The 13,708-nt window shown below is 61.9% G+C and carries 11 protein-coding genes; 3 read left to right on the top strand and 8 right to left on the bottom strand.

Annotated features, from left to right (window positions below):
* Positions 1–75 precede the first annotated feature (75 nt).
* Both ACA060_RS20370 and ACA060_RS20375 read left to right on the top strand, forming a co-directional pair.
* Positions 76–1,557, top strand: a complete 1,482-nt coding sequence (locus ACA060_RS20370) for a methyl-accepting chemotaxis protein (RefSeq protein ID WP_497312805.1) — start codon at positions 76–78, stop codon at positions 1,555–1,557.
* Positions 1,558–1,774: 217 nt separating this feature from the next.
* A complete protein-coding gene (locus tag ACA060_RS20375; protein WP_109633668.1) occupies positions 1,775–2,140 on the top strand; it encodes a terminase in 366 nt (121 codons plus the stop codon).
* On the opposite strand, the gene ACA060_RS20380 is transcribed toward ACA060_RS20375, so the two are convergent.
* The 3 genes from ACA060_RS20380 to ACA060_RS20390 all read right to left on the bottom strand — a co-directional run bounded on the left by ACA060_RS20380 (position 2,141) and on the right by ACA060_RS20390 (position 4,271).
* Positions 2,141–2,938 (bottom strand): acyl-CoA thioesterase, encoded by a 798-nt coding sequence (locus tag ACA060_RS20380; RefSeq protein ID WP_109633669.1) that lies wholly within the window; start codon positions 2,936–2,938, stop codon positions 2,141–2,143.
* Positions 2,939–3,181: 243 nt separating this feature from the next.
* A complete protein-coding gene (locus tag ACA060_RS20385) occupies positions 3,182–3,949 on the bottom strand; it encodes a CHAD domain-containing protein (RefSeq protein WP_497312808.1) in 768 nt (255 codons plus the stop codon).
* Positions 3,950–3,992: 43 nt separating this feature from the next.
* Positions 3,993–4,271, bottom strand: coding sequence for a hypothetical protein (locus ACA060_RS20390; RefSeq protein WP_034150181.1), 279 nt, complete (start codon positions 4,269–4,271; stop codon positions 3,993–3,995).
* Between the two features lie 221 nt (positions 4,272–4,492).
* Here ACA060_RS20390 and ACA060_RS20395 point away from each other — a divergent pair, with 221 nt between their 5' ends.
* Entirely contained in the window at positions 4,493–5,539 is a 1,047-nt protein-coding gene (locus tag ACA060_RS20395) for a patatin-like phospholipase family protein (RefSeq protein ID WP_109633674.1), read from the top strand.
* A 115-nt stretch (positions 5,540–5,654) separates the two neighbouring features.
* Here the strand turns inward: ACA060_RS20395 and ACA060_RS20400 are convergent, their stop codons facing one another.
* The 5 genes from ACA060_RS20400 to kdpA form a co-directional block, all read right to left on the bottom strand.
* The gene (locus tag ACA060_RS20400) at positions 5,655–6,353 is read right to left on the bottom strand and encodes a response regulator (protein WP_109636169.1); all 699 of its coding nucleotides are present in this window, start codon (positions 6,351–6,353) and stop codon (positions 5,655–5,657) included.
* 36 nt (positions 6,354–6,389) lie between these two features.
* Complete coding sequence (locus ACA060_RS20405; protein ID WP_109633676.1) at positions 6,390–9,041, bottom strand: DUF4118 domain-containing protein; 2,652 nt, start codon at positions 9,039–9,041, stop codon at positions 6,390–6,392.
* Between the two features lie 130 nt (positions 9,042–9,171).
* A complete protein-coding gene (kdpC, locus tag ACA060_RS20410) occupies positions 9,172–9,717 on the bottom strand; it encodes a potassium-transporting ATPase subunit KdpC (protein WP_497312811.1) in 546 nt (181 codons plus the stop codon).
* A 220-nt stretch (positions 9,718–9,937) separates the two neighbouring features.
* Positions 9,938–11,995: a potassium-transporting ATPase subunit KdpB gene (gene kdpB, locus ACA060_RS20415; protein ID WP_497312813.1), complete on the bottom strand. Its 2,058-nt coding sequence runs from the start codon at positions 11,993–11,995 to the stop codon at positions 9,938–9,940.
* A gap of 10 nt (positions 11,996–12,005) precedes the next feature.
* Complete coding sequence (gene kdpA, locus ACA060_RS20420) at positions 12,006–13,700, bottom strand: potassium-transporting ATPase subunit KdpA (protein ID WP_497312815.1); 1,695 nt, start codon at positions 13,698–13,700, stop codon at positions 12,006–12,008.
* Positions 13,701–13,708: the final 8 nt, after the last annotated feature.

The following is a 13,708-nucleotide window of genomic DNA, read 5'->3' on the forward strand; positions in this document are numbered from 1 at the left end:
AAGTCCAGAATCCCTGCATAGCGGCACAATGCTGGCACCTTGCCAATGCTGTTTCCGCTATCAGAGAAAACCTCCATGGGTGCCTGGCTTAGCAATATCTCGCTGAAATACAAATTCTGGGCGGTCAATGCGGTCGCCTTTTTCACCACCCTCTTGCTGGTGCTGTACGCCGTGCAGCTTGAACAACAAGCTCGCAGCCACGCGGCTCAAGCATCGGCTCAGGCGCAGGCTCGCTTGCTCAATGCCTGGCCTGACGGGCAGCCGCTGCCCAAGGCCGAAAACCTGCTGACTTTCAGTCGCGGCCAGGCGCCGTTGCTGAACGAGCAGCCGGTGCTGGAACTGGCCGATGCCCATGGCTGGGTCGAAATCAATTCAATGCCGCTGTTCGGCGACAACCCGTTGATGGGCGCCGAGGTGCTTTCTCGTCCCGACGGTCAGCAGGTCGCGGTGATCGCTCATGGACCGAGCCTGAGCCAGGTGTTCGGCGAACGCTTCACCCATTACGCGGTGGCGGTGTTCATCCTGATGCTGGCGATGCTGGGCGCTTCGCAGTTGTTGATCCGCTTCCTGCTGAGTCAGCTCAACACCCTGAAAGACGTGATGCTTCACGTCGAGAAAACCGGCGACCTGTCAGCCCGTGTGCCGTTGGCCTGCAAAGACGAAGTCGGGCAAATGGCCAATGCCTTCAATGCGATGCAGGCCGGTTACCAGCGGGTGGTCAACACTGTCGCCAGCACTGCCCGGCAACTGGATGATGGCGCGGCGCGACTGGCCTCGAGCATGAACGAGGTGCGTCACGGCATGCTCGGCCAGCAAAGCGAAACCGATCAGGCCGCCACGGCGATCAACGAAATGACCGCCACCGTCTATCACATCGCCCAGCACGCCGGCGCCACCCGCGACCTTTCGCAAACCGCTGACACCTTGGCCGGCAGCGGGCAGGAAGTGGTCAGTCGGGTGCAGAAGTCCATCGCCGGGTTGTCCAGCGGCGTGCAGCAGACGGCCGAGATGATTCAGCGTCTGGCCGAGGACAGTCAGAAAATCAACGGCGTGGTCGGCGTGATTCACAGCATTGCCGAGCAGACCAATCTGCTGGCGCTGAATGCCGCGATTGAAGCAGCACGGGCGGGCGAAATGGGTCGCGGTTTTGCGGTGGTCGCCGATGAAGTGCGCAACCTGGCCAAGCGTGTGCAAACCTCGACCGACGAGATCACCATCATGGTCTCGGCGTTGCAGGCAGGGACCCGCGACGCGGTGGACTTCATGCAGGAAAGCTCGTTCAAGGCCGACGACTGCGTACAACAGGCCCAGGAAGCTGGCACAGCGTTGGCGCATATCACCAGCGCAGTGGCGCAGATGCGCGAAAGCAATACGCAGATTGCGGTAGCGGCCGAGCAGCAGAGTCAGGTGGCGGAAGAGATGAACCGGGCGGTGGTGAGTATTCGGGACGTGACCGAGAACACGGTTCAGCAGACGGTGGATTCGGCGACCACCAGTAATGAGCTGGCGGCGTTGGCTGGGGAATTGAACAAGGCGATAGGGCAGCTCAAGCTTTGAAGGCCCCTTCGCGAGCAAGCCCGCTCCCACAGGATTAGCGCTATTCCGACATTTGCACATTACCTGTGGGAGCGGGCTGCTCGCGAAGGCGTCAGTCCAGCCAACATCAATATCCCGCATGGCCGCTATCACTCCGATAGCCAACCTTGATTCGCCGCCCTCATAAGCCAAGCCTATTCTTCAATCATGTGTTCAACATGGATCGAGGATCAGCATCATGGGCAAACGTCATCCCAACCTACCCGCCTGGCAATGGCGAGCCTACCCGGGCAATCACCAGCACCCGACCAATCTGGTGTTGCACCTGATTGCCGTGCCGCTGTTCATCGTGGCGTTTCTGTTGATTGTTTCCGGGGTGTTCGGCCTGAACTTCGCGAACTTCGCCATCGGTGTCATAGGCGTGATCGCCGCGCTGGGCTTGCAGCGCCACGGCCACAGCCTGGAGGCGCAAGCCTCCGAGCCGTTCAGTGATCGTAAAGATGCGCTGTCACGCTTGCTGGTCGAGCAGTTCCTGACCTTCCCGCGGTTCTTCCTTAGTGGCGGCTGGTGGCGCGCCTGGCGGGAACGCCACCGTCGTCACTGATCAGGCGAAAATCGTTACCGTCTGCCGGCTCATGGCGATCAACTGACCGTCCGCGCGCCACAGTTTCGCCGCTGCGTGACCGTAGCCGTCGGCGCCATGCTCGATTTCAACCAGGTATTTACACCAGTCCAGCGTGCTTAACTCAAGCAACGGCTGGACGAATTCGATGGTCCAGGTGAGTGTGCTGCCCATCGCGGGTTTGCTCAGGTGCGGCAACAGGGCCGGTGGCCAGGCGTCCACCAGCGCCAGAATATGCGACTCGCTGACCGCCTCTTCCTTCACGTCCCCACGCAAACGCACCCAGCCGCCCATCTCGCGGGATTTGTTGCCGGTGAACGGCAGACCGCCGACACTCCAGCGCATCGCCAGATGCTGCATGAACTCCGGGAGCACGCCTTTGATGTACGGCAGTTCCTGGCACTGCTCCCAATGTTTCATTTCAGGTGCGGGCTCGGCCGCAACCGCGACTTCGGAAGGTCGCGAGGCACCGAAGCTGCCCTGGATCAACGTCACCACTTGCCCCTTCTGCATCGCCCGGCCCAGCACCTGGCTGACGGCTTTGCCTTCGCGCAGCACATCAACCTCAAAACTGACCGGCACTTCGGGTTCAACCGGCCCGACAAAGGTGATCGCCAGCGAACGCACCGGCCGATCCGCCGGGACTTTTGCGCGCATGGCTTCGTATTGCAACGCGGCCACCAGGCCACCGAAACTGGCACGCCCTTGCGCCCATTCGGCCGGGATAGACAGCTCCAGCGGCTGGCTGCGGACGGCGTCGAGCAGATCGGAAAAGCGCATGAAAACCTCGGAGCGGAAAAGGATGGAGGGATGTTAACCAGACGGCGAGGACGGCACAGCGCTTATTCCGGCCAAAGAAACTGACAGATAGGCCGTGCAGGGCTGGAACACATGATTCCATGTTCAACCCCCATCCCTGTGGGAGCGAGCTTGCTCGCGATAGGGCCGTGACATTCAACATTGATGTTGGCTGTCATGCCGTCATCGCGAGCAAGCTCGCTCCCACAGGGATTTGCGGTGGGTTCAGGATTTGAAGCAGGCAGCGCTGAGTTTGTCGAGGACGCGGTCGGCGCGTTCTTCGGCCTTGGCCATGGTGGTTTTCCAGACGGCGACACAAGGTTGCAGATCGGATTCCTGTTCAGCCTTGGCCAGCCATTGAAAACAGTCATGCCATTCACCCAGGGCACCTTGCGCAGACTTCAAGCGCGGCATCGTCGCTTCAGGTAATCGATCCAGTTCGGGATAGGCGTCGATGCCATAGCGCACGCGCTTGATCAGCAAGCGCAAGCGATGGCGATCGTGGGCAGGATCGTGCAAAGCCTGATCGAGTTTTTTCCATTGTTTGGCCAGACGCTTTTCGACGCGTTTACGCAAGCCCTTGAGCAAACCCTGACGCTGGGAGGCACGGAGAAAACGCGGAAAGGCGTCGAGGATCATCAACAACTGCGTCACCTCGGGGCTTGCTGCCACCGCCGGATACGCCGCAGCCATCTGTGCCATGCGTCGTTGCGCCGCCTCGGGTTGATCGTGCTTGAGCAGGTACGCCGCGAGCACCTCGCGATCACGCAACGGCGTGGTCAGGTCGCCCACCCGGGACGCCGCTGTTTCCAGCTGCTCGACGCCGGGAAGCCCACGCAACGGCCTCAATAGACTGCGCAAACGGCGAACCGTAGTGCGCAGGTCGTGCAAGGCTTCCGGATCGGTGCGCGCACTCAAACGCGCCTGGCACGCCAGCAGACGAACTTCCAGACCCAGAACATGAGCCACCAACCGATTAACCAAGGCAGACATCGTTTGCTCCCTGAAGCGAATTTCCTTTAGCCTAGATCATGCCTCAACGACCAGCGCGTGACTCACGAATATAGAAGCGCGCCTTCTCGGCCTTCTTGGTGCAGCCTTCAAAGCCTTCGAATTGCTGCTGGGTCTTGGCCGCGGTCAACAGCGACAGGGCCTTGGAGTAGCTGACGGTGCCGGCGAAACCTTCGGCCTTGGCCAGGTCCAGTTCATGCCACGCAGCATCGAGGTTGCTACCGCAGCTGTCACGGTAAGCGGTTTTGCCAGCACAACCGGCGAGTGCCAGGGCAATCAAGGGCACACAGATCCAGGCTTTCATCACTCACACCTCAAGAATAGGTAAACAGTCGTGCAGGTAAGACGGTCTGGCACGTGAAAAGTGCCTTGGCCCGCCGCGCAAACTTTATCGCTCGCGAGAATACCCATGTGCCGCCATGGAGTGTCGAAAAAACGACGTGTTCGCCCCACCGAGCGACCTTTGCGATTGAAGCGCGCCCCTTGATGGGTGCATTGTTGAACCTTGTCAGACGAGGGCGATTCATGAAAAAGCGTGTCGCACTGGTGCTGGGCTCAGGCGGGGCCCGGGGCTATGCCCATATCGGTGTCATTGAAGAAATCGAACGGCGCGGCTACGACATCGCCTGCATCGCGGGCTGCTCGATGGGCGCCGTGGTCGGCGGGATCTACGCCGCCGGAAAACTGGACGATTATCGCGACTGGATCGAAAGCCTGGACTACCTTGATGTCTTGCGTCTGGTGGACGTCAGTTTTCGCTTGGGCGCGATTCGCGGGGAGAAGGTGTTCGGGCAGATCCGCAAGATCGTCGGCGAGATCAACATCGAAGACCTGCGCATCCCTTACACAGCCGTGGCCACCGACCTGACCAACCAGCAGGAAATCTGGTTCCAGGAAGGTTGTTTGCACCAGGCCATGCGCGCCTCGGCGGCAATTCCCAGCCTGTTCACCCCGGTGATGCAGGGCAATCGCATGCTGGTGGATGGCGGCATTCTCAACCCTTTGCCGATCGTGCCCGTGGTGTCGAGCCATTGCGACCTGATCATCGCGGTCAACCTCAACTCCACCAACCAGCGCCACTATCAACTGCCGGTGATTCAGCGGCCGCCTGCGTTCAAGACCCGGTTCGACAGCCTGATCAACTCTCTGGGTTCAAAATTGCCGTTCCGGCGCAAACAGGCGGAACAATTGCTGCTGCTGGAAAAGGAAGCCTTGATGGCCGAAGCGGCCGATATCAACCCCTGGATCGAATCCGCCGAACCCGAAGCCCAGCAACCGGCGGCCGCCCCCGAACGCGAAGGCGCGCCAAAGTCAGCCACCGGCTCGTTCATCATCGACAACGTCGGGCCGGCGTCCTTGCTGGACCTGATCAACCAGAGTTTCGAGGTGATGCAGACGTCGTTGGCGCAGTACAAGATTGCCGGGTATCCGCCGGACATCCTGATCAACGTGCCGAAACGGGTTTGCCGGTTTTTCGAGTTTTACAAGGCGCCGGAGTTGATCGCTCTGGGGCGGGAGATTGCGCGGGATACGCTGGATCGGTATGAGAGTGAGCAGAATCGGGATTCTTGAAGTTCTCGAGGGGATGTGAAGGCCCCTTCGCGAGCAAGCCCGCTCCCACATTGGAGTGCATTCCCCTGTGGGAGCGGGCTTGCTCGCGAAGAGGCCGGCACTTTCAACACAAAAACTAGAGGCCGCCCTCACTCAACAACCGATACCCCACCCCCGCTTCGGTGACGATAAATCTGGGCTGAGTCGGATCATCCGCCAGCTTCTGCCGCAAATGCCCCACCACAATCCGCAGATAGTGACTGTCCTCGGTATGGGTCGGCCCCCAGATATCTTTCAGCAACTGCTGCTGCGTGATCACCCGCCCGGGATGCCGGGCCAGTTGCGCCAGCACCGCATACTCCTTGCGGGTCAACGCGACTTCGGTGCCGTCGAGCAATACCCGGCGATAGGCCAGGTCGACGGTCAACGGGCCGAACGTCAACGCCGCTTGCTGAGCCTCGCCAACCGGCGCCTGACGCAACAAGGCCCGCACCCGGGCAAGGAATTCCTGAATACCGAACGGTTTGGTCACGTAGTCGTTGGCCCCGCCATCGAGCGCTTCAACCTTCTGCCCTTCACTGGCACGCACCGACAGCACCAGCACCGGCACCGTCGACCATTCGCGAAACTCGCGCAGCACTTGCTGGCCGTCCATGTCTGGCAGGCCGAGGTCGAGCACCAGCAAGTCGGGTTTGTTCAACGCCGCCTGGGCCAGGCCTTCGTTGCCGGTGCCGGCCTCGAGCACTTTGTAGCCTTGGGAAGCGAGGCTGATACGCAGGAATTTGCGGATTTGCGGTTCGTCGTCGATGACCAAAATGGTTGCGGTCTGGCTCATGGTTTCCGGTCGCGGCATGGAGATGTCCAAAGGGTATCAGGCTTCACTTTCAAAACCCGGTTGTTCCTGCAATGGCAAGTGCAGCGTGATGCAGGTGCCGCGCCCTTCGATGCCGTCGGCGACGCTGATCCGACCGCCGTGGGCACCGACCATACCCTGACAAATCGCCAGCCCCAACCCCGTGCCCTGCCCACCCCGATCACCGCGGGCGGCGGTGTAGAACATGTCGAAAATCTTCGCCCGCTCCTCCTCCGGAATTCCCGGCCCTTCGTCGCAGACCGAGAAAAACAGTTCGCTGTCGTCGGCCCCGGCGCGCAATTGCAGTCGACCGTGGGGCGGAGAAAAGCGCGCGGCGTTTTCCAGCACGTTGACCAGTGCCTGTTCGATCAGCGCGGCATGCACGTACAGCAGCGGTAATTCGGCCGGCACTTCGGTACTGACCTGCAATGGCGACAGCACCGCGCGCAGACGGTTGAGTGAGCTGCCGACGATGTCGGCCGGCGACACCCAGTCCCGCGCCAGCTTCAACGCGCCGTGACCGAGGCGGGTCATGTCCAGGAGGTTTTGAATGTAACGGTCGAGGCGCTCGGCTTCATCGCGGGTGCCTTCGAGCAGTTCGCGGCGATCCTCCAGCGGGATGGCTTCGCCGAGGGCCAGCAGGCTGTCGATACTGCCGCGCATGGAGGTCAGCGGCGTGCGCAAATCGTGGGACACCGACGCCAGCAAGGCACTGCGCAATTGCTCGGTTTCGCCATGCAGGCGCGCCGCTTCCAGGTCTTCGGCCAGTTGCGCACGGGCCAAGGCCTGGGCCAGCGGCTGACTCAGCGCCGTCAACAGACGCCGACGCTGACCGCTCAAGGTCTGGCCTTCCTTGGCGCACACGCCAAGCAACGCCAACGGTCCGTCTTCCACCGATAACGGCCACCACCACCAACGCCCGAACGGCAGCGTGCCGGTGCCCGCGCCCGCCGGCTGGTCGTGTTGCCAGGCCCAATCGGCGGCGGCACGCTCGGCTTCGGAAAACTCCAGCGGGCCACCGGTCTCGACCTTCCAGCCGCCTTGGCCGTCGTGATTGAGCAGGCACAGTTGCAGATCGCTCCAGCCGTTGAGGTGCTGGGCTGCGGCGCTGACCACGGCCTGGCGATCGGTGGCGGCGGTGAGTTTGCGCGACAAATCGAGCAGTTCGGTGGTCTCTTCCTGGGTGTCGCGCAGCGCCTGCAATTGCCGCCGTTGCCGCGCCGCGAGGTTACCGGTGAGGGCTGCCATCAGCAGGAAGAACAGTAAGGTCAGCACGTCTTCTTCGCGCTGGATACTGAAGGAGAAATTCGGCGGAATGAACAGAAAGTCATAGGTCAGGAACGACAGCGCCGCACAGGCCAGCGCCGGGCCGAGGCTGCTGCGCACCGCCACCAGCAACACGGCGGCGAGGAACACCAGCGAGATATTCGGCAGCGGCAAGACACTCGCCACTGCCCAGGCCAAGGCCGTGGCCAAAACGGTTGCTACCACCGCCAACGCGTAATCGAACCAGACCAGCGAATGCGCCGAACGCTGACGCGGCTGATCCTGTTCCTGATCGCTGTCGAGGACGTTGATTTCCAGCCCGCGCGCATCGCGCAGCAAGCGTGACGCCAGACCGCCACCAAACAACCGCCGACGCAAACGCTGGCGCGACTGACCGACCAACACCAGACTCGCGCGGCGTTCGGCGGCGTGCTGGATCAGGGTTTTCGCCACCTCGCCGGCACGCAGCAACACCACTTCGCCGCCAAGACGTTCGGCCAGTTGCTGGGCACTTTGCAGGCGCAGGCGCGATTGCTCGTCGCGCACGCTGCCGTTGTCCACGTGCACCAGGCTCCACGGCAAATGACGACGTTGGGCGACGCGACTGGCGTGACGCACCAGACGCTCGGCCTGGGCATCACCATCAATGCCGACCAGCAGCCGACCGCGCACGGCGGGCGCCGCTTGGCCGAGCTGGCGATAACCCTGGGTCAGGTCATCGTCAACCTGCGCAGCGGCGGTTTGCATCGCCAGTTCGCGCAGGGCGGTGAGGTTGGTCTGAGTGAAAAAGGCATCGATAGCCGCGCGCGCTTGCTCCGGCACATAGACCTTGCCGTCGCGCAGACGCTCAAGCAGTTCGCGCGGCGGCAGGTCGATCAGCAGCAGTTCGTAGGCTTCTTGCAGCACCCAGTCCGGCAGGGTTTCGCGAACCTGCACGCCGGTGATCCCGCGCACTTGATCGTTGAGGCTTTCGAGGTGCTGGACGTTAACCGTGGTGAAGACGTCGATGCCGGCGGCGAGCAGTTCCTGGATGTCTTGCCAGCGTTTGGCGTGACGGCTGCCAGGAGCGTTGGTGTGAGCCAGTTCGTCCACCAACACCAATTTCGGCTTGGCCGCGAGCAGGCCGTCGAGGTCCATTTCTTCGAGCATCACTCCACGGTATTCCGAGCGCACCAACGGCTGTTGCGGCAAGCCGCCGAGCAGCGCTTCGGTCTCGGCGCGGCCGTGGGTTTCGACCACCCCGGCGATGACTTTCACGCCTTGGCGCAATTGGGTGTGGGCCGCTTGCAGCATGGCGTAGGTCTTGCCGACACCGGGCGCGGCACCGAGAAAAACCTTGAGCCGGCCACGGCCATCGCGGGGCAGGTCTGCTAACAGCGCGTCGGCGCGGCCGGAGTCACTCATGCTTGAAGCTCACTTTATTCAGATGTTGATGTGGTGATTATTCTGCCGCCATCGCTAGCAGGCTAGCTCCCACATTGAAATACAAACCCCTGTGGGAGCTAGCCTGCTAGCGAATGGCGGCGCCACCGATCTACAGGTTATCCAGCGCCATGTTCAACGCCAGCACATTAACCACTGGCGGGCCAACGAGCGGCTGTTCGATATGCGCATCCATCAATTGCTGAAGCGTAGACACCGGCAGATTACGCGCTGCCGCAACACGCGCCAGTTGATAGGCAATCGCCGCTGGTGGCAAGTGCGGATCGAGGCCGCTGCCGGAAGTGGTCACCATCGCCAAGGGCACTGGACCCTGGCCGGGCACCAGCAGTTTGTTGGCATCGTCAATCACCCGAGTCGCGAGCGCCGGGTTGCTTGGTGAAAGGTTGCTGGCGCTGCTCGATACGGTGGCAAACGCACCGGCGGATGGTCGAGGGTGGAACCAGGCGTCACCGACGAAATCCTGGGCTATCAGCGACGAGCCGCGGACCTTGCCGTCGGCGTCACGCACCAGACTGCCATTGGCTTGATCCGGGAACGCGACCTGGGCAACACCGGTGACGACCAAGGGGTAAGCGACGCCGGTGATCAGGGTCATCAGCACGAGCAGGCTCAGGGCCGGACGTATCATTGTGGACATTTCAGAATCCTCGAAATTGGAGAAGTAGTGGGGTGTCAGGGAAATCCACCCCTCACCCCAGCCCTCTCCCCATGGGGGAGAGGGGAAAGGGAGCCAATCTTTGTGCTGTTCAAAATCTGAGTTCGACTCGGTTTTTCAGGTCGATGTAGCTCCAAGAACACCTCGATCAGTCCCCTCTACCCCTTGGGGAGAGGGTTAGGGTGAGGGGTCGATTTCAGCCTCAAACCAAATGCAACGCCGTCAACAGCATGTCGATCGCCTTGATCCCCACGAACGGCACCAGTAACCCGCCCAGTCCGTAGATCAGCAGATTACGGCGTAGCAACGCCGCCGCACTCGCCGCCTGCACCCGCACCCCACGCAGCGCCAGCGGAATCAGCACCACAATGATCAAGGCGTTGAACACGATCGCCGACAGAATCGCGCTCTGCGGACTGGCCAGATGCATGACGTTCAGCACACCCAATTGCGGGTAGATAGAGGCGAACAACGCCGGCAGGATCGCGAAGTATTTGGCCACGTCGTTGGCGATGGAAAACGTCGTCAGCGCACCACGGGTCACCAGCAATTCCTTACCGATCTGCACCACGTCCAGCAACTTGGTCGGGTCGCTGTCGAGGTCGACCATGTTCGCCGCCTCGCGCGCGGCTTGCGTGCCATCGTTCATCGCCATGCCCACGTCTGCCTGGGCCAGGGCCGGGGCGTCGTTGGCGCCGTCGCCGCACATGGCAACCAGGCGGCCGTCGTTCTGTTCGTGGCGAATACGCGCCAGCTTTTTCTCTGGCGTGGCTTCGGCCAGCACGTCATCGACGCCCGCTTCGGCGGCAATCGCCGCAGCGGTCAGCGGATTGTCGCCAGTCACCATGACCGTGCGGATCCCCAGTTTGCGCAGCTCGGCGAAACGCTCGCGGATGCCGGGCTTGACCACGTCCTTGAGGTGAATCACGCCGAGCAATTTACCCTCGGCACACACCAGCAAGGGTGTGCCGCCGCTCTGGGCGATCTTGTCGATTTCCCGGGACAGGGCCGGTGCCAGATCAGCGCGTTTCAGGCCGACGAACGCCAGCAGCGAATCGACCGCGCCTTTGCGATACACGCGCCCTTGATAGTCGACGCCGGACAAGCGGGTTTCGGCGCTGAACGGCACAGCGGTCAACACGTCAGCGGAAGGCTCAGGTTGCGGGTGAATCCCACGCAGGTATTCGACGATGGACTTGCCTTCGGCGGTGTCATCGGCCAGCGACGCGAACAACGCACCTTCGGCCAGCTCCTTCGCGGTCACGCCAGGCGCTGCATAAACAGCGGTGCAGCGACGGTTACCGAAAGTGATGGTGCCGGTCTTGTCCAGCAGCAGGACGTGTACGTCCCCCGCCGCTTCCACGGCGCGACCGGATTTGGCAATGACGTTCAGACGCACCAGACGGTCCATCCCGGCGATACCGATGGCGGACAGCAAGCCGCCAATGGTGGTCGGAATCAGCGTGACCAACAACGCCACCAGGAACACCAGCGGCAGGCTGCCGTTGGCGAAGTGGGCGAACGGTTGCAGGGTGACGACCACCAGCAGGAAGATCAGGGTCAGGCCGATCAGCAGGATGTCGAGCGCCACTTCGTTCGGGGTTTTCTGGCGTTTGGCGCCTTCGACCAGGGCGATCATGCGGTCCAGTGTCGATTCGCCCGGGTTGGCGGTGATCTTCACCAACAGCCAGTCAGAGACCAGGCGGGTGTTGCCGGTGACGGCCGAACGGTCGCCGCCGGACTCACGAATCACTGGCGCGGATTCGCCGGTGATCGCCGCTTCGTTGACCGCTGCGATACCTTCAATCACCTCACCGTCACCGGGGATCATTTCCCCGGCTTCGACGCGCACCACATCGCCCTTGCGCAGGCTGGTGGCGGGCACCACTTGAAAGGTACCGTTGCTGGTTTTGCGGCGGGCGCTCAAGCCTTCGCTGCCGGCCTTGAGGCTGTCGGCACGGGCCTTGCCGCGACCTTCGGCCAGGGCTTCGGCGAAGTTGGCGAAGAGCACGGTGAACCACAACCACAGCGCAATTTGCGCAGCGACGAAGGTCGGCACGGTGCTGTCGGGAATGAAGCACAGCACGGTGGTCAGGATCGCGGTCAGTTCGACCACCAGCATCACCGGCGCACGCTGCAATTGCCGTGGGTCGAGCTTGACGAAAGCTTGCACCAGCGCCGGGCGCCACAGGGCCGAGATCGCGGTTTTTGGCTGTTCCGTCGCCTTGACGGCCGCCGGTTTATTTACAGGCATATTCATCATTGACTCCTTAGAAGCCCATGCTCAGGTGTTCAGCGATAGGACCCAGCGCCAACGCCGGCAGGAAGGTCAAACCACCCACCAACAAGATGGTCACGGTCAGCAGGACCACGAACATCGGACCATGGGTCGGAAAGCTGTTCTGGCCGATTGGTGCGGTTTTCTTCATCGCAAGGCTGCCGGCCAACGCCAACACCGGAAGGATGTAACCGAAGCGACCGATCAACATGCCCAGTCCCAGCATCAGGTTGTGGAACGCTGTGTTGGCACCGAAGCCGCCGAAGGCCGAACCGTTGTTGGCACCGGCCGAGGTGTAGGCGTACAGCAACTGGCTGAAACCGTGGGCACCGGGGTTGCTCACCGCCGCTACCGGACCGGGCAGGCTCGCGGCAATCGCGCCAAGCACCAGCACGCCGAGCGGCATCACCAGCAAGGTCACCACCAGCAACTGGACTTCCCTGGCTTGCAGTTTCTTGCCGAGGTATTCCGGCGTGCGGCCGATCATCAGGCCGGCTAGGAACACCGCGATCAACACGTTAAGCAACATGCCGTAGAGCCCGGCACCGACGCCGCCGAAGATCACTTCGCCAACCATCATGTTGACCAATGCGACCATGCCACTGAGCGGGTTGAGGCTGTCGTGCATGCCGTTGACCGAACCATTGGACGCCGCCGTGGTGGTCACCGACCACAGCACGGTGGCGGTGGTGCCGAAGCGCGCTTCCTTGCCTTCCAGCGGCGCGGTCTGTTCGACGGCGACATTGTTCAGGGTCGGATTGGGTTGGTATTCAGCCCACAACGAGGTCGCGCCGCCGATCAGGAACAGCGCCAGCATGCAGGCGATGATCGCGCGACTCTGACGCAGGTCTTTCACGTAGTGGCCGAAGGTGAACACCAGCGCGGCCGGGATCAGAATGATCGAGCCAACTTCAAACAAGTTGCTCCACGCCGTCGGGTTCTCGAACGGGTGCGCCGAGTTGACGCCGAAGAAGCCACCGCCGTTGGTGCCCAGTTGTTTGATCGCAATCTGGCTGGCAGCCGGACCGAGCGGGATCACCTGATCGACGCCTTGCATCGTCACGGCATTCACGTACTGCGCGAAGGTTTGCGGCACACCCTGCCAGACCAGGTACAGCGCCAGCAGCAGGCACAGCGGCAACAGGCCGTAGAGGGTGGCGCGGGTCATGTCGACCCAGAAGTTGCCCAGGGTCTTGGTCGATTTGCGACCGATACCGCGACACAGCGCAACCAATACCGCCAGGCCGGTGGCGGCGCTGACGAAGTTCTGCACAGTGAGGCCGACCATCTGGCTCAGGTAGCTCAGCGAGGCTTCACCGCTGTAGGCCTGCCAGTTGGTGTTGGTCATGAAGCTGACGGCGGTGTTGAACGCCAATGTCCACTCTTGACCCGGCAGGTTCTGCGGATTGAGCGGCAGGTGATCCTGAAACATCAGAATTGTGAACAACAGCAAAAAGCCCGCAAGGTTGAAGGCGAGTAAGGCCAGGGTGTATTTCTGCCAGCTCTGTTCGGCCTGCGGATCAACGCCGGCCACCCGATAACAACCACGTTCGACCGGTCCGAGGATCGGCGAAAGCCAGGTGCGCTGGCCTTCCATGACCTTGTAGTAGAACCGCCCAAGGAACGGTGCCGGGATCAGCACCACGGCGAAGAAGGCCAGGATCAGCCAATAGTCATAACTGTGCATAGCCGCTC

Source organism: Pseudomonas sp. LBUM1671 (genome assembly GCF_059695685.1).

Coding starts and splice junctions, on each gene's coding strand:
- ACA060_RS20370 (WP_497312805.1), top strand. CDS start 76: ATGGGTGCCTGGCTTAGCAATATCTCGCTGAAATACAAATTCTGGGCG.
- ACA060_RS20375 (WP_109633668.1), top strand. CDS start 1,775: ATGGGCAAACGTCATCCCAACCTACCCGCCTGGCAATGGCGAGCCTAC.
- ACA060_RS20380 (WP_109633669.1), bottom strand. CDS start 2,938: ATGCGCTTTTCCGATCTGCTCGACGCCGTCCGCAGCCAGCCGCTGGAG.
- ACA060_RS20385 (WP_497312808.1), bottom strand. CDS start 3,949: ATGTCTGCCTTGGTTAATCGGTTGGTGGCTCATGTTCTGGGTCTGGAA.
- ACA060_RS20390 (WP_034150181.1), bottom strand. CDS start 4,271: ATGAAAGCCTGGATCTGTGTGCCCTTGATTGCCCTGGCACTCGCCGGT.
- ACA060_RS20395 (WP_109633674.1), top strand. CDS start 4,493: ATGAAAAAGCGTGTCGCACTGGTGCTGGGCTCAGGCGGGGCCCGGGGC.
- ACA060_RS20400 (WP_109636169.1), bottom strand. CDS start 6,353: ATGAGCCAGACCGCAACCATTTTGGTCATCGACGACGAACCGCAAATC.
- ACA060_RS20405 (WP_109633676.1), bottom strand. CDS start 9,041: ATGAGTGACTCCGGCCGCGCCGACGCGCTGTTAGCAGACCTGCCCCGC.
- kdpC (WP_497312811.1), bottom strand. CDS start 9,717: ATGTCCACAATGATACGTCCGGCCCTGAGCCTGCTCGTGCTGATGACC.
- kdpB (WP_497312813.1), bottom strand. CDS start 11,995: ATGAATATGCCTGTAAATAAACCGGCGGCCGTCAAGGCGACGGAACAG.
- kdpA (WP_497312815.1), bottom strand. CDS start 13,700: ATGCACAGTTATGACTATTGGCTGATCCTGGCCTTCTTCGCCGTGGTG.